The 19536-nt window shown below is 64.9% G+C and carries 16 protein-coding genes; 8 read left to right on the top strand and 8 right to left on the bottom strand.

Annotated features, from left to right (window positions below; all coding sequences use genetic code 11):
* The first annotated feature begins 54 nt into the window (after positions 1–54).
* Together AC5JJ6_RS35250 and AC5JJ6_RS35245 are read left to right on the top strand one after the other, a co-directional pair.
* Positions 55–453 carry a c-type cytochrome gene (locus AC5JJ6_RS35250; protein ID WP_496046508.1) on the top strand — a complete coding sequence of 133 codons (399 nt, stop codon included), beginning with the start codon at positions 55–57 and terminating at the stop codon, positions 451–453.
* Complete coding sequence (locus AC5JJ6_RS35245) at positions 450–1268, top strand: substrate-binding periplasmic protein (protein WP_496046507.1); 819 nt, start codon at positions 450–452, stop codon at positions 1266–1268. Before AC5JJ6_RS35250 ends, AC5JJ6_RS35245 begins: the two co-directional genes overlap by 4 nt.
* 6 nt (positions 1269–1274) lie before the next feature.
* On the opposite strand, the gene AC5JJ6_RS35240 is transcribed toward AC5JJ6_RS35245, so the two are convergent.
* Positions 1275–2684, bottom strand: coding sequence for a sigma-54-dependent transcriptional regulator (locus tag AC5JJ6_RS35240; RefSeq protein WP_496046506.1), 1410 nt, complete (start codon positions 2682–2684; stop codon positions 1275–1277).
* A 285-nt stretch (positions 2685–2969) separates the two neighbouring features.
* Between AC5JJ6_RS35240 and AC5JJ6_RS35235 the strand changes: the two genes are divergently transcribed.
* The 3 genes from AC5JJ6_RS35235 to AC5JJ6_RS35225 all read left to right on the top strand — a co-directional run bounded on the left by AC5JJ6_RS35235 (position 2970) and on the right by AC5JJ6_RS35225 (position 5427).
* Entirely contained in the window at positions 2970–3383 is a 414-nt protein-coding gene (locus AC5JJ6_RS35235) for a response regulator (RefSeq protein ID WP_496046505.1), read from the top strand.
* 40 nt (positions 3384–3423) lie between these two features.
* Positions 3424–4908 carry a methyl-accepting chemotaxis protein gene (locus AC5JJ6_RS35230; RefSeq protein WP_496046504.1) on the top strand — a complete coding sequence of 495 codons (1485 nt, stop codon included), beginning with the start codon at positions 3424–3426 and terminating at the stop codon, positions 4906–4908.
* A gap of 111 nt (positions 4909–5019) precedes the next feature.
* Complete coding sequence (locus AC5JJ6_RS35225; protein WP_496046503.1) at positions 5020–5427, top strand: DNA-binding protein; 408 nt, start codon at positions 5020–5022, stop codon at positions 5425–5427.
* A 166-nt stretch (positions 5428–5593) separates the two neighbouring features.
* Here AC5JJ6_RS35225 and AC5JJ6_RS35220 read toward each other — a convergent pair whose 3' ends face one another.
* From AC5JJ6_RS35220 to AC5JJ6_RS35210, 3 genes are all read right to left on the bottom strand, one after another.
* Positions 5594–6355, bottom strand: a complete 762-nt coding sequence (locus AC5JJ6_RS35220) for a hypothetical protein (RefSeq protein ID WP_496046502.1) — start codon at positions 6353–6355, stop codon at positions 5594–5596.
* 398 nt (positions 6356–6753) lie between these two features.
* Positions 6754–7725 carry a zinc-binding dehydrogenase gene (locus AC5JJ6_RS35215; protein WP_496046501.1) on the bottom strand — a complete coding sequence of 324 codons (972 nt, stop codon included), beginning with the start codon at positions 7723–7725 and terminating at the stop codon, positions 6754–6756.
* A gap of 160 nt (positions 7726–7885) precedes the next feature.
* Positions 7886–8875, bottom strand: coding sequence for a D-alanine--D-alanine ligase family protein (locus AC5JJ6_RS35210; protein ID WP_496046500.1), 990 nt, complete (start codon positions 8873–8875; stop codon positions 7886–7888).
* Positions 8876–9100: 225 nt separating this feature from the next.
* On the opposite strand from AC5JJ6_RS35210, the gene AC5JJ6_RS35205 reads away from it, so the two are divergent.
* The 3 genes from AC5JJ6_RS35205 to AC5JJ6_RS35195 all read left to right on the top strand — a co-directional run bounded on the left by AC5JJ6_RS35205 (position 9101) and on the right by AC5JJ6_RS35195 (position 13259).
* Positions 9101–11224 carry a B12-binding domain-containing radical SAM protein gene (locus tag AC5JJ6_RS35205; RefSeq protein WP_496046499.1) on the top strand — a complete coding sequence of 708 codons (2124 nt, stop codon included), beginning with the start codon at positions 9101–9103 and terminating at the stop codon, positions 11222–11224.
* 44 nt (positions 11225–11268) lie between these two features.
* A complete protein-coding gene (gene blsG / locus AC5JJ6_RS35200; protein ID WP_496046498.1) occupies positions 11269–12399 on the top strand; it encodes an arginine 2,3-aminomutase in 1131 nt (376 codons plus the stop codon).
* A gap of 74 nt (positions 12400–12473) precedes the next feature.
* Positions 12474–13259, top strand: a complete 786-nt coding sequence (locus tag AC5JJ6_RS35195) for a 2OG-Fe dioxygenase family protein (RefSeq protein WP_496046497.1) — start codon at positions 12474–12476, stop codon at positions 13257–13259.
* Positions 13260–13293: 34 nt separating this feature from the next.
* Here AC5JJ6_RS35195 and AC5JJ6_RS35190 read toward each other — a convergent pair whose 3' ends face one another.
* The 4 genes from AC5JJ6_RS35190 to AC5JJ6_RS35175 form a co-directional block, all read right to left on the bottom strand.
* Positions 13294–14628, bottom strand: coding sequence for a DUF6271 family protein (locus AC5JJ6_RS35190; RefSeq protein WP_496046496.1), 1335 nt, complete (start codon positions 14626–14628; stop codon positions 13294–13296).
* Positions 14613–15527 carry a hypothetical protein gene (locus AC5JJ6_RS35185; protein ID WP_496046495.1) on the bottom strand — a complete coding sequence of 305 codons (915 nt, stop codon included), beginning with the start codon at positions 15525–15527 and terminating at the stop codon, positions 14613–14615. Before AC5JJ6_RS35185 ends, AC5JJ6_RS35190 begins: the two co-directional genes overlap by 16 nt.
* 225 nt (positions 15528–15752) lie before the next feature.
* Positions 15753–17162: an HlyD family type I secretion periplasmic adaptor subunit gene (locus AC5JJ6_RS35180; protein WP_496046494.1), complete on the bottom strand. Its 1410-nt coding sequence runs from the start codon at positions 17160–17162 to the stop codon at positions 15753–15755.
* The gene (locus AC5JJ6_RS35175) at positions 17146–19317 is read right to left on the bottom strand and encodes a type I secretion system permease/ATPase (protein ID WP_496046493.1); all 2172 of its coding nucleotides are present in this window, start codon (positions 19315–19317) and stop codon (positions 17146–17148) included. The genes AC5JJ6_RS35180 and AC5JJ6_RS35175 overlap by 17 nt, the downstream gene beginning before the upstream one ends.
* Between the last annotated feature and the right edge of the window lie 219 nt (positions 19318–19536).

Raw genomic sequence — 19536 nt, 5'->3', positions numbered from 1 at the left:
CATGGACCGGGCAGCCCGGATCACCTGCTTGTCAATTCGGCGGAAACGATCATCATGCGCATTCCTGATACCAAGGCCCAGCCCAAGGTCCGGCGCCGCATTGCCGGCATCGTGACGGCTGTTTTGCTCGTCGCATCTCCCGCAGTGTCCGGTGCGGCCGATCCTGCTCCGACCGTCAATCTGGAATCGTCCGATACCATCGGGAAGGGCGCGACACGTTTCAACCAGAGTTGCGTCTACTGTCACGGCTATGCCGGCACGGGCGGCAAGGGCGCCACCTTGCAGCGGCGGAACGACCTGACGCCCGCGGCGCTTTTCACCGTGATCTCCAACGGCAGGAAGCGCGGGGCGCTGGTCATGCCGCCTTGGAAAAGCACGCTCAGCGAGGAGGAGATATGGGAGCTTGCGGCCTATATCCTGTCGCTGCGGACGATGCCGGAGCAGAAGCCATGAAATGCTTCCAATCCGTCCTGCCAGCGGTGCTTTCCTTGATTGCCGCGACCTCGACTCCCTTCCAAGCCCTCGCCGGGACCCTGGAGGAGATGCGGAAGGCCGGGTATCTGGAAGTCTGCGCCGCGCCGGATGCCTTGCCCTCTTCCAGCCGGGCTGCCGGTCGTCCCGGTTTCCAGCTAGAACTGGGCGAGCGGATCGCGCGGGAACTTGGTCTCGGCTTCAGGATCACCTGGATCAAGAGCAAGGAATACGCCGGCCGGACCCACTGCGACGCCTTCATGTCGGCGGCCAGCCTTCCCGAGGATGCGGACGAACGGCGGGCGGCGGAAACCGCTCCGGCCACGCGGCGGTTCCCGAGACTGCTGACACGGCCTTACATGGATGTCCGCTTCGTCCTGGCCGCGGGCGCCGTGCGAAGCGAGATCCGGGATCTGGACGATCTCCGCACCCGCCATGTCGCCGTACCCAGCGGTTCCTGGGCGCACTATGTCCTCAACAGCCGGGTTATTCCCGTCTGGGTCCGCTTCACCAGCGACGCCGATATACTTGACGCGGTTGCTGCCGGCGAGGCCGATGCCGGCGTCGTTTCCCTTCAGGGCCTTGGCTGGTACCGCAAGAACTCCCCGGGGTCGCCGGTCGATGTCGTCAGGGGTGTGACGGTCGATCCGGCCCTGGACTATCAGGCGGCGATAGCCTTACGCCGTTCGGACTTCGCGACCGTCAAGGCGGTGGACGAGGTGATCGACCGGCTGGAGGCGGATGGATCGCTCGGACGCATCCTGGAGACGTATGGAATTGAAGGCAGCGGGCGGTAGCAGTCGCTACGCTTCGGCATCGGCCAACCAAAGCCGCCGCTTGCGGTGGATCGTCGATACGTTGATGCCCAGCTTCTGCGCGGCCTGGGACAGGTTGCCCCCGCACAGCCGGATCGCCCGCTCGACAGCTTCGCGCTCGACTTCCGCCAGGGGCAGGATACGGTCGTCGTCGGGAACGCCGGGCTTGTCCCGGTACGGGACGGAACGGTTGCCCGGCTGGGCCGACTCGCCACCCAGATCGTCCGGCAGCATCTCGGCCGTGATGACGGGCTTGTCGTTGAGGACCACGACGCCGCGCAGGACATTCTGCAATTGTCGGATATTGCCCGGCCAAGTACCGTGCAGCAGGCGGCTTTCCGCATCCGGGCTCAGTTCCCGCTTGCCGGTTCCCTCCTGCTCCGCGATGCGGGCCAGCAGGTGGCGGGCGATCAGCAACACGTCGCGGCCGCGTTCCCTCAGCGGCGGCAGGTGTACCGGCAGCACGTGGAGCCGGTAGTAAAGGTCTTCGCGGAAGCGGCCGGCGCGGACTTCTTCCAGCGGGTGCCGGTTGGTGGCGCAGATCAGGCGCGCGTCGATCCGCACCGTGCCGCTGCCGCCGACCGGCTGGATCGCACCGGTCTGGACGAAACGCAGCAGCTTGGCCTGGATCGCGGGTTCCATCTCGCAGACCTCGTCCAGGAAAAGCGTGCCGCCGTCGGCTTGGGCGACCAAGCCCGTCCGGTCGCGCACGGCTCCGGTGAAGGCGCCGCGCGCATGGCCGAACAGCTCGGATTCGACCAGATCGCGCGGGATCGCCGCGCAATTGACCGCGATCAGCGGCGCATCGCGGCGCGCGCTGCGGCGGTGGATCGCTTCCGCGCAGAGTTCCTTGCCGGTGCCGTTCTCGCCGGTGATGAAGACCGGAGCGCTGCTGCGGGCCGACAGGTCGATGACGCGGTAGACCGCCCGCATCGTCATGTCGGCGCCGATGAAGCCCTCGAACCGCTCCGAAAGCCGGTCTCCGCCCAGATCGTCGCCGCCCAGCAACTCGACCACGCGCGACAGCCGGCGCCGGTCGAGGGCATTGGTCAGCGTGGTCTCCAGCCGTGGCGCGTCGAACGGCTTGGTCAGGAAATCGTCAGCCCCGGCGTGGATGGCGGCCACCGCCGTCTCGATGGAGCTGTTCGCCGTGATGACGATGACGGCTGTTCTGGCATCCTCCCGCCGGATCTCCTCGACCAGCGTCATGCCGTCGCCGTCCGGCAATTGGAGGTCGCACAGCACGGCATCGGGCTGAAAACGCTTCACGGCATCCCGCGCTTCGGCAAGGGAAGCAGCCAGCCGGGCGGCTACCCCCGCCTGCTCAAGATAGCGCAGATAGATTCGAGCAAGGCTCAGGGTGTCTTCTACCACCAGCACCAGCCGGGCGTTCTGCAAGTCCAACCTCCAAATTGCAGTGCAGTACGGAAACGATCGTTTATCTTTCTTAGTTTCCCAAGTATGAACGGCAAGCGCTTAAAGCGGTTTCACTCACTCCATCCAGCCCCGATCGGCCGCAAAAACGCACGCCGTTGCAATTTGCCATGGTGAAATGCGACTGGGGCAGGCCCGCAGCCCTCCTCCCTTGCTCAATAGACGGCATATCCAAAGCCTTTGAGGCGAAGACATCGGGCTGGCATGGCAAATGCAAGTAAATCGCTAAGTTCAATCCGAGAGGGCATCATGCAGGAAATCCTGGTGGTCGATGATGATGGGACCTACCGCACCATCGTAATGCGGGTCCTGACCCGCGCCGGGTTTTCGGTTTCGGGGGTCCGGACGGGTGAGGAAGCGCTGGCGGTTCTCGAACAGAGTACGCCCAGCGTCGTCGTGACCGATATCCTGATGCCCGACATGGACGGGCTGGAACTGATCCGCGCCATCCGGCGCACCGGGCGCGGCATCGGGATCATTGCGATTTCCGGCGGCGGCGATCCGATGTTCGACTTCCTGCCCGCCGCGTCCATCTTCGGCGCCGACATGGCGTTAAGGAAGCCCTTCGAGCTTGCCTCCCTGGTCGAGGCGGTCAACCGGCTCCTTCTGGCGCAGCAAGCCGGGCCGGCGCAGTCCCGCACCCAGGCAATCGGCAGCCGCTGAATTAAACGATAAAAATCATAAAACTCGAAGGGTTTCAGACATGTTCGGTCTCATTCGTTCCAAGAAGTCATCCGATGCGGAAGCCTTGCTGAAGGCCCTGGACATGTCCCAGGCAGTGATCGAGTTCGACATGGACGGTATCGTGATCAACGCCAACAGGAATTTTCTGTCCACGGTGGGTTACACGCTGCCCGAGATCCAGGGGAAGCATCATCGCATGTTCGTCGAACCGGCTCAGGCCTCCAGCCAAGAGTATCTGGATTTATGGGGAAAGCTGCGGCGCGGAGAGTTCCAGGCCGCCCAGTTCAAGCGCATCGGCAAGGGCGGGCGGGAAATCTGGATCGAAGCTTCCTACAATCCAATCCTGGACGCCCGTGGCAAGCCCTGCAAGGTCGTCAAGTTCGCGACCGACATCACCATCCGCAAGGCGCGCGAGGCCGATTTCCAGGGACAGGTCGCTGCGATCGGCAAGTCCCAGGCGGTGATCGAGTTCGATCAGGGCGGAACGGTGATCGCCGCGAACAAAAATTTCCTGTCGCTGATGGGCTATACGCTGGCCGAGGTGCAGGGCAGGCACCACCGCATGTTCGTCGATCCGGCCACGGCATCCGGTTCGGACTATGCGCTGTTCTGGGAGAAGCTGCGGCGTGGAGAGTTCCAAGCCGCTCAGTTCAAGCGCATAGCCAAGGATGGGCGCGAGATCTGGATCGAGGCATCCTACAATCCGATCCTGGATGCCGACGGCAAGCCCATCAAGGTCGTCAAGTTCGCTACGGATATCACAAGGCAGGTCGAGCTTCTGGGTCATCTGAAGACGCTGATCGATCACAACTTCGGGGAGATAGCCGAAGCGCTGGAGCAGTCGGACGGCCAGTCGGCGGCAGCGATGAACGCCGCCACCGATACCTCCGGCAATGTGCAGGCCGTCGCCGCCGCCGCCGAGGAACTGGCGAGTTCCGCCCTCGAGATTTCCACGAGCATGGCGAGATCGAGGACGGCGGCCGACGAAGCGGGCCGGCAGGCGGAAACAGCCGATCGCGCGACCCAGCGCCTTGCCGACGCTGCCCGCCAGATGACCGGCATCATCGACCTCATCAGGAGCATCGCCGGGCAGATCAACCTGCTGGCGCTCAATGCGACGATCGAGGCAGCCAGGGCGGGAGAGGCCGGCCGGGGCTTCGCCGTCGTGGCGACCGAGGTGAAGAACCTCGCAAATCAGGCCGCCCGGGCGACCGACCAGATCTCCGGCGAGATCGACGGCATCCAGACGATCTCCGGCGATGTCGTCGGCGCTTTGGGCGGCATCCGGTTGTCCATCGAATCGGTCCGCGACTATGTACTTACGACCGCCAGCGCCGTCGAGGAGCAGACCGCCGTCACGAGCGAGATGTCGCGCAGCATGCAAGGTGCTTCCACCGCCGTTTCCTCCATCACGCGGAACATCGGCGATATCGGATCGTCGATCCGGCAAGTCGCGGCGGCGGTCGGCAAGACCAAGGAGGCGGCACGTGTCCTTGCGCGCTAGCCCCGGAGCACCTTCCCGTCCTCCAGCACCATGTATTCGCCCGGATGAACTGAACAAAATCGCTCGTCATGCGATAGACTTGTTCTCGCTATCGTACAAACGGAATTGAAGATGGCTACACGCAGGCGGTTGACCGACGACGAGTTGTTCAGACTTGCAGACGAGGCGCATGACCGTTGGGGTACCGTGACGGTGTCGGCGCTCCAGCATGCCGCGGGCGGCGGTAGTGCCGCACGGCTCAAGAAGATCATCGCCGAGTGGGAACGGCGGCAGGGCAAGGGCGGCCCGGAAGCTCCCGACGAAGAACCGGCAACCGCTCCGGAAGCTCTGTCCGGCGGCGGCGAGGAAAGTGCCGGCGAAAGCATTCAGGAGCCGGCGGATGTTGAAACCGGCTCACGCGGCGCCTATGACAGGCTTCTCGACGAGCTGCGCGAGACCCGGCGCGCCCATGCGGAAGAAACGGCGCGGCTTAACCGCCTGATCGATGCACTGATTGACGAGCTGAGAGCGCGGCGCTGACGACGGATCTTGGACGGAAGCCGCTTTTGCGGCCGATTACTGGCTGACCGAGCGAGATTAGTCGTCGTCGACAAATTGCCGGACGGCCTGTGGGCGGAGCCTCGGAGCAGGAAACGTCCGCACGTCTCCTCCCGTCTCTGAAACCTCCGGCCCGGACGGTTCCTTGTTATTGCAGCGATGCTATGACGGTTTCGTGATCCATCGCCATGTCGGCAAGCCGTTGCTCGTCCAGGTCCACTACGACGTAGAACGGCTTTCGCATTTCGGCGCAATAAGCGGAATCTCCCAGTTCGATCAGGCGCTTGGACTCCCCGTTGGAAATGCGGGTGTGCATCTTGTCGAAAGCTTCCACTCCACCCAGACGGGCGGCTACGTCCAGTTGGGAACGACGGAGAAGCGATGAATTCCGGACGGTGAAATCCGCATATCTCTTGAACGCCGCAACATCCGCCCAGACCTTGCCGCAGGCCAGACCCGCCAGCATCGTTTGGGTTTGCAGCGCCACGACGCGGTCGGCCATCGTGAAGTCCGGCATCGTCCGGGACTGGATCAAGTCGTCGGCACCGATGGACGAACCGATGGAAACGGCAGTCGGGGCAGCGATCTGCCGACTCTCGAACCCTTGCCTTGCGGCGCCATCGCTTTCCACTTCGGGAGAGGACTCCAGTAACGAGACATCCGCTCCGGCCTGCCCGGCGATGGCCTGTACCGTCCGCATGTCGAAAGCAGGCTGGACGAACTTCATGCCTGCGTGACTGACCGGGGCACTCGCGATCGAGACTGTATCTGGCGATTGGGAGACATTCAGCCGTTCTCCGGCGCCGGTCTCGGCACAGCCGGCCAGCAAACTTCCGGCCAGGGGGAGCAGGGCGAGGGCGGAAGGCAGGGCAGAAGAATGCCGCAGGCCCCGGCGAGCTGAAAATCCCATTTCCGCCTCTTATGGAAATAAACTGAGGAGTTGTCGTCTAAAATGACTCTACCACTGCTGCTGGCGCGGTTGACGATCTCCCAGGGAGTAGTTTTTGCAGGAAAAGGAATATGTGACTATACACCGGCACCTGTCCAAAAGATGCTTATCCGACCCAAGTAACAACAACATCATCCTATATAACGGCAATCACGATGCGCAGTAATATGGACGTGTGTTCGGATGGTAACTGGCGAGTTTAGTCAGGCCTATGGGTCATATTGACAAAGCTATTATCAGTGCATGAAGTCAGCCATCGGTCTGAGACAATCAGGATTAACGTCTGCCGGCCCATAGCCACAAGCTCTCGAACCGACGAACGGTTTGCCCGAAGCCTGCATATTCCCCGCAGAACATGCTCAAACCGTCATGACGATCTTTCCGAAATGCCCGTTGCTGCGCATATAGGCAAGCGCATCGGCAGCCTGATCGAGCGGGAAAGTCTTGTCGATCGGCAGGCGCAGCCGGCCCGCCGTTACGGCATCCCAGAGATCTTCGCGCATCAGCCGGTTGATCGTCCGCACCTCCTCGACCGAGCGGGTGCGGAAGGTGACCCCGATATAGGAGATCCGCTTCAGCGCGTGCAGATCGAAATCGAAGTCGCCCTTGAAACCACCGAGCCGGCCGACATTGACGATTCGCCCAAGCACCGCCGCAGCCTGCATGTTCTGGTTCATGACGCCCGCCGAAACATGGTCGACGATGACATCCACGCCCTTGCCGCCGGTGGCGCTCAGTGCGTGCTCCGGCCATTCCGGATCGGAAGGATCGAGAGCCAGATCGGCGCCGAATTCCTGAAGCCGCGCCCGCCGCCCGGCATCCCTGGCGGTTCCGATCACGACGGCGGCCCCCATGAGCTTGGCGATCTGGAGCCCCATCAGCCCGACGCCGGAACTGGCGCCCTGGATCAGGACGCTTTCTCCGGCGCCCAGCCGCCCATTGGTAACGATGGCGTCATGCATCGTTTGCAGGGCGAGGGGCAGGGTAGCGGCTTCCTCGAAGCTCAGCCCGGCGCCGACCGGGGCGACGCGCCCCCAGTCGGCTACGGCGTATTCTGCATAGCCGCCGCTCCCGGTACACATCACCCGGTCACCCGGCTTGATGCCGGATGGAACCTCGGCACCCGTCTCGATCACCTCGCCGGCCCATTCGAGACCCGGAATTGTGCCCGGACCGCCGATGGCGCCATGGCTGCGTCCGCTGGTCACGATCAAGTCGGCGCGGTTCAGGGAGCAGGCGCGGACGCGGACCAGGACCTCCGCCGGTTTGGGCTGGGGCACGGGAGCGTCGCCGAGTGCAACGCCGCCATCTCCAAGAACGATTGCCTTCATCTTTCTTCCCTCCGCGGCGCCGATCCGCAAATACCGGCCATAGAACTTTTATAGCAAACCCTCCGGCGGTCAAAAGGTCGCCGCTGATTTTCCGCTCCTGCATGCTGCTGCTCGCCGGATGCTCGCAGCGCACACTGCAAGCATCCATGCGCGGCCGTTGTCAATCAACCTGTCCGATTTCCGGGAGCCAGCTCACCGGAGCTTGGTTCCGGGCAAGGGCCGAGCGCACGATCCGGCCGATCAGTTCGTGGAACGGGATGCCCGCCAGTTCGCACATCACGGGAAGATCGGAGTTGTGGGGGCGAAGCCCCGGCAGCGCATTGGCTTCAAGGATGTAGGGGTTGCCCATGGCATCCGAGCGTATGTCGATGCGCCCGCCGTCCCGGCAGCCCAGGGCGTTCCAGGCAGCCAACGCGAGCCTGCCCGCCAATCGCGCTTCCGGGTCGTCGACCAGGACCCCGGGGAAGCCGGTCGCGTATTTGAAATAGACGGGCTCGTCGCCCAGCAGTTTCTCCAGCACGCCGACCGGTCTCGCGTCCGGTCCGGTACCGAGGATTCCCACGGTGAACTCCCGCCCCGACAGATAGGTTTCGACCAGCGCGGGCTGCGCGAAGCGCGTGATGACGTGGCGGCAGCGCGCCTCGAGCGCAGCCGGCGAATCGACCTTCGATTCCGGTGACACGCCCTTGCTGTTGCCCTCCTGAAGGGGCTTGACCATAAGGGGAAATGGAAGATCGACTTGGCCGACATCGGCCTGCTCCGCCACGATGGCAAAGGGAGGAGTGGGCAGGCCATGGTCGCGGAGCACGCGCTTTGCCATCACCTTATGGAGGGTAAGGGCACAGGTCAGTGCGTCGGAGAAAGTGTATGGGATGCGCCAGCCGTCGAGCAGCGCCGGGATCTGGGCCTCGCGGCCGATCCCGTGCATCCCCTCGGCCATGTTGAAAACCAGGTCCCAACGGTCGCCCCGCAGCAACCGGCCTGCAAGATCTTCGAGATTTCCGACCCGATCGACTTGCCAACCGTGGCGCTCCAGCGCTTCTTGGATGGCGTCGATGGTTTCAGGGTAGTCGAATTCCGCGGCTTCTTCGGCGGTGAAGCCGAGTTCAAGGTAGCGATCACGAAGATCGTAGGTCAATCCGATGCGCATTTGCGATACGACCACAATTTAAAATTAGTAATTTGGTGAATACTGCAAGCGGAAACGGTCAGCTGTCCATTCTTGCTCCAACAGGTTACGGAAGCAGCCTCGCTGAAGCTGAACTGCGGCGGGCTGGGATGAAAACGATTGTCAGTTCAGCCTAAAAAGTGTAATCTATATATATTTTCTTATAGAAAATGTATATGAAAATAAGGTTCTACCTTAAAGGGCATCATGTCGATCGGCGCCTCGATCAAACCCAACCTGCTCGCGATCGTGCCGCCCTATGCGATCTGGGGTCCTCCAGCGGGCGCAGCAGCGCTGCTGGCCTACCTCAAGGCTGCCGGCTGCGATGATTTTTCCTTCCTTGATCTTCGGCTGTTCGCCCCCGACGTGACAAAGCCGACTTACCGGGAGATCGGTCCCTTCGGTGAGTCGTTCGTCCTCGACGTGCCAGACCTCCCGCTGGTGCTCGCCGTACTCGAACAGTTCCGGCTTGGCGGGGATCTCCTCGACCTGCCCGATGCGATAGTCGAGCCGTTCTGCCTGGAGCGCGGCTTGAACTCGCTGCACCTGCACTCCTACCTCGCGCGCATGGGGCACCTCGTGACGTCGGTGTTCGACCGGATTCCGGAGCTCCACTTCGTCGGCTTCTCGGTTTGGACCTCCAACTACCTGACGACGCTGCTTGCCGCCGCCTGCCTGAAGCGGCGCAAGGATGCTCCATTCATCGTGGCGGGCGGGCCACAGGTTTCGCAGAGTTCGACGGCGGCGCAACTCGGGCTCAGGGCAGGCCTCTTCGACGCCGTGGTCGTCGGCGAGGGCGAGCAGGCGCTGCTCGACCTCTATGCCGGCTTTTCCTCCACCCGGCGCACGGTCGCCGCCCAGGTGGGAGGGACGCTCGCGATCGACCCGGACGACGGCGCTTTCGTCCACAAGCCGCGCGGGCTTCTCAAGCTTCAGGAATTGCCGCTGCCCGACTTCGACGAAATGCACCTTCCCGCGTACTCCCTGGGAGGCAAGCGCGTCGTCTCCTATCAGCTTTCGCGGGGATGCACCGACAAGTGCAGCTTCTGCAGCGAATGGGTCTTGTGGGAACGTTTCCGCCTGACGCAGATGGACCGCGCCGTCGCGGACGTGAGAGAACTCCAGCGGCGTTGGGGTGCCGAGCGAATCTGGTTCACGGACTCGCTGCTGAACGGATCTCCCAACCATCTGAGGACCTTTGCCCAGGGTCTGATCGACAAGGACGTTCGGATCGACTGGAGCGGCTACATGCGCGCCCAAACCGACGGCGAAACCGCACGGCTGCTGCGCCGCTCGGGTTGCATGTGGGTCTTCGTCGGGGTCGAATCGCTGGACGACGAGACCCTCCGGCGGATGAACAAGCGCCGGACCGAACAGCAGAACCTCGACGCGGTGCAAGCCTTCCTCGACGCCGGGATCCAGGTCAAGGTCGGCCTGATTCCCGGTTTCCCGGGAGACACTCCCAAGAGCTTTCTCCGAACGGCCGCCCGGCTGCACCGCATGATGGCGAACCATCGGCTCCTTGGCGTCAGCCACGAGGCATTCACGGTGCTTCCGGGCCAGCCGATATACGACAACCTCGAAGCCTTCGGCTTGACGCCTATCCCCTGGTCCGACGAGGTGCTGGGCATAGCCCCGGCGCTGTCCGATATCGCCGCCCGGAGCCGGTGCCGGGTGGAGGGCGCCAACCAGGGGATCGACCGGCTGGGCGAATATGCCGTGTCCTTGTCCCTCACGGGACCCGCCCAGCCCTTCGACGGCGATGCCGACCACCTGCGCGAGAAGATCACCGCGTACGACCTCGCCACCACGGCGCTCGGAGACGACGTGTGGCTGGTGCGCACCGTATCGTCCCTGGGCCACACCGTGGGTCTGCTGCTCACCACCGGGGAGCAGCGAGAGCTCCTGTCCTGTGCCGTCGAAGGGGTGCGTCCCGTCCCGGTGTGCGACGCTGCCGAGCTGGGCGCCGCCATTCGCCGCCTGCTGGCCCGTCACGCCGTCGGCATCCCGCCGGAGGCGCCACCGGTGGCCGCCGCGCGCTACCGATCCTTGCCGCCTCTCGCCGAGGGAGCGAGCCTTGCGATCGGACCGCATACGATCGCGCGGCGCATCGGATCTTCGCTGTGGCTGGCCAACCTCGCGACCGGCAACTTTCACGCGATCGGGATCGAGGACGCGGTTGCAGCAGCCATCCTCTGCGGGGCCGAGCCGCCGATGCTGCCCGCCGCCGTCGATCTCGCCGAGCGCGGGCTCCTTGTCTATGCAACCCTGCCCGCGGCGGCACCGGTCGCGGCGCTCCGGGACAGGCGTCCCGCCTCCCCATCCGCGTGATCCGGCCTGATCCCGGACGTGCCCCCTTACGGAGACCCAGCCTCATGGCCGATCCAGCCCCAGCCAGCCCCAACCCGCCTCCTCACCTCGCCACCGAGGCCCGCTGGGGCGAATGGCGCCAGCAGCTCTCCAACCGCATCAGGACGATCGAGGAGTTGCGGGAGTGGATCGACATCACTCCGGCCGAAGTCGAAGCGATCGAGCGATGCCGCGGCAGATACCGCTGGAGCATCACTCAGTACTACGCCTCGCTGATGGATCGGCACGACGAGAACTGCCCGATCCGCCTTCAGGCGGTGCCCAGTCCCGGAGAGTTCGTGGAATACCTGGGCGCCGAAATCGATCCCGTGGGTGACATGGTCTACCGGAAGACCAACCGCGTGATCCACAAATACCCGGACCGCGTGGCGCTCCTTGTCACCAGCGTCTGCCCGGTATACTGCCGGCATTGCACACGCAAGTACCACACCACGAACGTCGACGGCACGTATTTCGAGGAGCGGGAAGGGGCCTCCTTCGAGCCTGACGTTCAATACATCGCGGATCATCCCGAGATCCGGGACGTCCTCCTGACGGGGGGCGACCCGCTCATGTACACCGACCAGAAGCTCGAAGCCCTGCTTCGCGCCCTCCGGGACATACCCCATGTCGAGATCCTGCGCATCGGCAGCCGCTTTCCGGTGTTCATGCCCGCCCGGATCACCCCGGAGCTCTGCCGCATGCTCGAATCCCTGCATCCGGTATGGCTGAACACGCAGTTCAACCACCCGAAGGAAGTCACGCCGGAAGCCGCCGCCGCCTGCGACATGCTGCTGCGTCACGGCATCCCCGTGCAGAACCAGTCGGTGCTGCTCAAGGGCGTCAACGACGACGCCGGGACGATGCGAGACCTCGTGCAGGCGCTGCTCAGGATCCGCGTCCGGCCCTACTATCTGTATCACTGCGACAACGTCAGCGGCGTCTCCCACTTCATGACAAGCCTCGAAGAGGAGCGCGAGATCATGGAGCAGCTTCTTGGCTTCACCACCGGATTCTCCGTCCCGCAATACGTGCTCACGACAGACTACGGCAAGATCCCAGTCTCGCGGCAGGTCGTTCACCGCGATGAAGACGGTAATGTCTGGGTGGAAAACTACAAGAAACAAAAGAAGAACCTGGGGCTCATCCTGCGCTGACACGAGTATCCGTGCATTCCCGCCTTGATCGATCGAGTGCATTCACACCAATTCATCAGAGAGGACAAGACAGCATGAACGCAACAGATCCGGCGGCGCTTCGGGAGCTCGGCTGGAGGAGGTATGACCGCGCGGGCATCCTCGGTGACTCTTTCGACGGCTTCGGCAGCTCGCTCGCGCAGCTCCAGCGCTTCTTCCGGGACCTTCCGCCCGATCGCTACGCGCCGGACTCCGGACGGTTTCGCCGGCATACGCGGGGTGTGTTCCTGCCCTGGGAGGACCGCCTGAGCTGGCTTCCGAACCTTGAAGACGCCCAGTACGGAAGTGTCGTGGATTACGACATGCAGGGCTACAATCCGGAATTCGCCTCGGTGAAGCGGCAGATGCCCGCTGTTCCGGACGCCGTCCGAATGGACCCGCTCGTCGAGCGCATCGTGCGTTTCGACGTCGCGCAGACCTTGTGGCTCGGTGATTTCGCGCGGACGCCGCTCAGCGTGGGAGTGGGTTGCATGCTCCTCTCGGTAGACGAGGCCGGCCGGGAGGCCGCAGCCACGCCGAATGAGCTTCACAAGGATGGCGACGCCGTAGCCTTCACCTTCATACACCTCATTCTGCGCGACAATGTCGAGGGAGGAACGAACTACATCGCGCCGCCGCGCTGCGTCGGCCTGCTCCCCTGTGAGCTGTCCAAGGCGATGATCGACGCGGAGTTCACGCTCCATGACGAACTGGACAGCTTCGTCGTGCACAATTCGCGCGTGAGCCACCACGTCAGCCCGATCCGGCAGGACAAGGCGGGCGCGGCGGGTCAGCGCGGCGTGCTGATCGTAGCGGTGTCGCCGCTGGTCAAACAGCTCTGAAGGGCGTGCGGGGCGGGCTCCGCCGCGCTGCGCCTCAAAGCAGGATCGCTTCCGGTACGGGGGTGCAGCGGGCGGAGGCTACCAGCGCCGGCCAGTGGCGGATCAGGAACGCGAAGTCGTGGATTCCCCGGGCGACCTCCTCCACGAAGTCGGGGCCGTGCTCGACGGCTTCGGCCACGGCCAGCAGGCGGCCCCTGCGTGCGGCGTCGTCCGCTTCCCCCGCAGCGGTGCGGTAGATCGCCGCGAAAGCAGCGGGCATGCCGGTCATGATGGGCATGGAGGCCTCCAGGGCGGCGAGAAGGCTGGCGAGGTATGCCGCGGTGTCGATGCCGCCGGACGCGGTGAGAAAGCCAGCCGGGTGCGCGCGCAGGGTGCGGTGGTGGGCGACGAGCACCGGCCAGACGATCATATGGCGGAGGTCGCGGCGCGCATAGTCGACCACGGCGTCGAGGTCGCGCTGCCCGGCGCGCGCGGCGTCGTAGCGGTGCAGCACTTTCCGGGAGTGATAGATGATCGGCCGTCCAAGAAAGCGCAGGGCGTTCCGGCGGAGATAGTCGCTGCCCAGGGTGCCGCGGATGGGCATCTCGGGCAACTCCAGGAAGATGTCGGCGATGGTGCTGGCGCCTACGCAGGTGCGGGCATTTACGTCCTCTTCGAAGAAGTCGCGATCATGGCGGATATCCGGGCCGGAAACCATGTATTGGTCCGTTTCCCGCATCAGCGCCTCGCGGGAGGCATCTGGAGAGGCGAGGAGCTCGATTTCAACGACGTGCCGGACATCGACCGCGAGCAGGTCGCGGCGGTCATGCACGGCGCTCCCGAAGGCGTCGGTGCCGACGAAGGAAACGATATCGGCAGCGGCGAGCGTTCCGCTTTTCACTTCGAGATCGAGATCGGCGACACGCGCATCGATCGCCTGGAGTTCAAGAACACACGGATAGGCTGGTCCGAGGCCGGGCCTGTCGTCGATGCGCACGTCGGAATCCCGGCGGTGCAGTACCCGCGCTCCGACCGCCGCCGCAAGGAGCGCCGCCTTGTTCGGTCCGGCGCCGTAGGGCGCTTCACGGGGATGCAGCAGGGCCAGCAGCCGCTCTCGTCCGTTCGCCGGCAGGTCGGCGCCGTCGACAACGGCGCGCAGGAAGGCAGCGGTTCCCGCCCAGTTCATATGGGCGACGTCGATCCCGTGACGGGTACGCGCCGCAGCCAGGGCATCTCGGTGGGCGCCGCTCCACGGACGGTCGCCGTGCTCGATGAGCGCGACGAGGCAGCCGCCGGCTTTCTCGCGGATCAGCAAAGCCTCTTGAGCGAGCTGCTCGACTTGATCGGCGCATTGCCGGTCCGTCGGCACGTATATCAGGTTGGCAGGCATGCGAACTCCGGGTCGGATGGTTCAGAGGACGGATCGACCGTCACAGGGTCCACGTTACGCACGCGCACATGCCAGTGCACGTGGAGGCGATAGGGCCGGCCGTCCACCGAGACCGGCACCGGCGGCATATGCGTCCAGCAGCCAAGCGGGCGGGCAGGGCAGCGGTGGCTCAACGAGATGGCCCGCATCGATGCACGGTTCACGATCTCCTCCTGGCCGAGATCGGCGAGGCGGACGAGCGGCCCGAAGCGGGCGCGCTCGTCCGGATCGAGCGGCTCGACGCCCTGTACAGCGAAGGTCATGCCCACGACGTGGCGGATGCGCATCTCCGGCGGCAGCTCGGCATTGCGGCGCCGCACCTCCCGCATGCCGGCCCACCGCGCGTCGCCGGCGAGCTCGCGCTGCGGCCACTCCGGCAGAACGCCCAGGAAATCGATGAGGGCGGTCGCCTGTGGGCCGTCCTCGATGATCGTGTCGTACAGGGCGCGGTCGTAGATCTCGACCGGCTCCTTCGACAACTCCTGCATCACCCAACCGTCGCAGGGCAGACGGTACACGCAGTCCGCGGCTACCTCGAAGCGGCCATCCGGGCGGAACGGTGCTGCTTCGGCAATGATGTGTTCTCTTGAACCGGGCCAGGAACGCACTTGATCGAGCGAAACCGTCTCGATGTAGCCCCCATGCCGGCTCCAATCCTCGCGCAGGCGGACGAAAGCGGCGTGCTTGCAAGGATCGTCGCGATGCGCACAAAGGTCCATCGTCGCGCGGACGATCGCGTCGCCGATGAACAGGCGCCGGTATCTGCCATACCATGCCCGCGCCTGGGCATCGCCCGCATCCTGCGGCACGATGCGGGTGGCCGATGCGCGGACCGCGGCCGTGGAGGACGATGGGCTCATTTCAGGGACAGGGATGAGGGGGGCCAACCGCACGAGGGTTGATTTGTCAAGGACGGCACCATCGACCGAAGGTTCAAGCTGATCGTTTCGCGTAAGCCGACCCTATAGAAATTAGGGTAAAATGTCAATTAAATACAACTATGCGCACATAGTTCAAGGGTGGTTTCAACCGCATTCGCGGGCCGCTTCCCGCGTCAGCACAAATGATGCCGCCTGGGACAGGCTTCATCTTTCACGAAGGCTTTCCTGTTTATAGCGCAGCATCGGGGCCAGCAGGTATTCGATGACGCGGCGCTGGTCGGTCTTGATCTCGACCGAAACAGCCATGCCGGGGCCGAGCGGGATTTGCTGGCCGTCCACCGCCATGACGGTCCGGTCCATCGACACCCGCGCCGTGTAGACGGGACCGTCCGGGGTGCGCGGCCGGTTCTGTCCGTCGGCGGCGTTGGCTGCCGGCGTCGGGGTCAGGGCATCGCGCGACAGGTGCAGCACCTGCCCGCGCAGCAGGCCGTACTTGGTGAACGGGAAGGTTTCCACCTTGATCTCCGCCTCCTGGCCCTCGCGCACGAAGCCGATATCGCGGTTGAGCACCAGCGCCTCGATCTGGAGCTTCGCATCGCGCGGCACGATCACCATCAGTTTCTGAGCCGGCGTCACCACCCCGCCGACGGTATGGACGTCGAGCTGCTGGACCACGCCGTCGATCGGGGCGGTCAGGCGCAGGCGTCCGTGCCGGTCCTCGGCCTTGATCAGCTCCTGGCGCAGCCCGGCCAGCTTGCGCTCCGCCTCCGCGATGGCGCTCAGGGTGACGCTCCTGAACTCCTGCTCAGCCTGCCGGGCACTGTCGCGAAGCGTCACGATCTGGGCGTCCAGCTGGGTGAGCCGGTGGTTCTGGATCGACAGGTCCTGCTCGGCCTCGACCAGTTCCTGCTGAAGCTCCAGCGCGCTCAGCTTGGGCGTCAGGTCCCTGCGGGCGAGGTATTGCAGCGCCTCCACCCGCTCGCGGATCAGCGGCAGCGTCGTGCGGAGCTTGATCTGCTCCGCCACGACGCCGGACCGCTCGGCCTGACGCTGGAGCAGTTCGTTGCCCAAGCCCGCGATCTTCGACTGGTACTCGCCCAGCTTGCTGCGCAGCAGCTCGCGGTGCAGCACCGCCAGAACAGGATCGGTGCCCTGGGGCAGGTCGAGAACGGCCGCGGCTGCCGGAACATGGGCGTCGGCGGCGTCCAGGGCAGCGTGGAGGCGGATGCCCTCGATCGCGGTTTCGGTCACCTCGCGCGCCAGACGGTCGCGCTCCGCCGCACTCTCGGTCGGGTCCAGCTCGATCAGCATGTCGCCGGCACTGACGGACTGGCCGTCGCGGACGTGGATGACCCGGACGACGCCCAGTTCCTTGGGCTGGATCAGTTTGCTGCCTTCGTCCGGGACGATCCGGCCCTCGGCCACGGCCACCACGTCGACATGGCCGAACCAGGCCCAGACCAGGGCCGTCACCAGGAATACCGCCAGCGCCAGGGCGGTGGCGCGTCCGGCGGGGGAAGGCGGGGTCTCGACGATCTCGAGGGCCGCCGGCAGGAATTCCAGCTCGTGGCGGTTCCGCTTCGGGCGCGCCGCCGGTTCAGCCCGCGACGACATGGGGGGCCTCCCCGTTCTGGAGGCGGTGGAGGGCGGCGTAGCGGCCGCCCCGGCGCAGCAGGTCGGCATGGGTGCCGTCCTCGGTCAGGCGGCCGGCCTCGATCGTCAGGATGCGGTCGGCGCCGCGCACGGTGGCCAGCCGGTGGGCGATGATCACCACGGTCCGGCCGGCGCAGATCCGCCGCATGTTGCGCTGGATGGCGCTTTCCGACTCGTAGTCGAGAGCGCTGGTCGCCTCGTCGAAGATCAGGATGCGCGGCTGGGTCACCAGGGCGCGGGCGATGGCGATGCGCTGGCGCTGTCCGCCCGACAGGGTGCTGCCGCGCTCGCCGACCATGGTGTCGTAGCCCTGCGGCAGTTCCAGGATGAAGTCGTGGGCGCCCGCGAGGTTTGCCGCCTCGATGATCCGCTCCATCGGCATGCCCGGATCGGCCAGGGCGATGTTGTCGCGGATCGTACGGTTGAACAGGACGTTCTCCTGAAGCACCACGCCGATCTGGCGGCGCAGCCAGGCCGGATCGACCAGGGCCAGATCGGTGCCGTCGATCAGGACGCGGCCGGACTCCGGCACATAGAGCCGCTGGAGCAGCTTCGTCAGCGTGCTCTTGCCTGAGCCCGACGGACCGACGATGCCGACGACCTGACCGGCCGGTACTTCGATCGAGACGTCGGTCAGCGCCGGCGATCCGTCGACCCGGTAGCGGAACGTCACGTGGTCGAACCGCAGCGCCCCCTTTATCGGAGGCAAGGCCGCGCGGTTCGGGTTGTAGGAGGGTTCGGCCGCCGTGTTGAGGATGTCGCCCAGCCGGGCGATCGACAGGCGGGCCTGCTGGAAGTCCTGCCACAGCTGGGCCAGCCGCAGCACCGGCGAACTGACCCTGCCGGCCAGCATGTTGAAGGCGACGAGTTGGCCGACGCTGAGGTCGCCGCCGATCACCAGGAGCGCGCCGAAATACAGCGTCGCCGCCGTGCCGAGCTTGTTGATGAGCTGTGCTACCTGACCGGCGGTGTTGCCCAGGTTGGAGACCTTGAAGCCGGCCGCGACGTAGCCGGCAAGCTGCTCCTCCCAGCGGCGGTGCATCTCCGGCTCGACGGCCATCGCCTTGAGCGTCTCGACGCCGCCGACCGCCTCGACCAGGAATGCCTGGTTCTCGGCGCCGCGCGCGAACTTCTCGTCCAGGCGGCGGCGCAGGACTGGCGTTACCAGCACCGAAAGCGCCACGTAGCAGGGGATCGTGGCGAGCACGATCCAGGTCAGCACCGGGCTGTAGAAGTACATCACTGCCAGGAAGACGACCGTGAAGACGAGGTCGATCACCAGCGTCAGGGCGGAGCCGGTCAGGAAGTTGCGCACCGTTTCCAGTTCCCGCACCCGGGCGATGCTGTCGCCCGCCCGGCGCGCCTGGAAATACGACAGTGGCAGGGCCAGCAGGTGGCGGAACAGCCGGGCGCCGAGCGTCACGTCGATGCGGTTGGTGGTGTGGGCGAAGACGTAGGTCCGCAGCGTGCCCAGCACCGCCTCGAACACCGAGACGACGACCAGCCCGAGAACCAGCACGTCCAAAGTGGTCAAACCGCGGTGGACCAGCACCTTGTCGATGACGACCTGGAAGAACAGCGGCGAGATCAGGGCGAAGACCTGGAGGAAGAAGGAGGCGACCAGGACTTCGGTGAACAGCGCCCGGTAGCGGACGATGGCGGGGACGAACCAGCCGATGCCGAACTTGCGGTTGGCGTCGGTCAGCGCCGCCCTCCGGGTCAGCAGGATCAACTCGCCGTTCCAGGCCTGCTCGAACTTGTCGCGGTCGATGGCGAGGGGGCGCGACTCCAGCGGGTCCTGGACCAGCACCTTGTCGGCCGCCACCTGGGCGAGCACGAAGAAGCCGCCGTCCTTTCGCCGTCCGATGGCGGGCAGCGGAGTGCGCTCCAGACGTTCCCACGAGGTGCGGACGAGGCGCGCCTTGACGCCCAATCCCTTGGCGCAGCGAAGCAGCTCGGCCGGTTCCATCGCCCGGCTGCTTCGGCCGTATTCGTGCTTCAACCCGTCGGGAGAAGCCGCGATGCCGAGAAAGCGCAGGATCAGCGCCAGCGACACCAGACCGGTATCGGGCTTTGCCGCTTCGGCGGCGGAGGGCTGGGTAGCGGTATCGGTCATGGCGGCAGGCATTTCGGAACGGGTTGACGTGCTGTAACCGGGAGTCCCGCCCCATCGGCCATGGTGCCGCTGGATGCGTCCTGATATCAGGAACGCAAAGATGTAATGACAAGATGAAATTCGCGCAATGCGGCATGTTGACGATGCAACATCCCACAATCCAGGTCGACTGTTCTCCGCAGCGTATGAAATCGAACGGTGCTATTCAGGATTGAAATT

This window comes from Skermanella sp. (assembly GCF_059503625.1).
The sequence above is the reverse complement of the archived record's forward strand: the minus strand, read 5'-3'. Positions and strand labels throughout refer to the sequence as shown.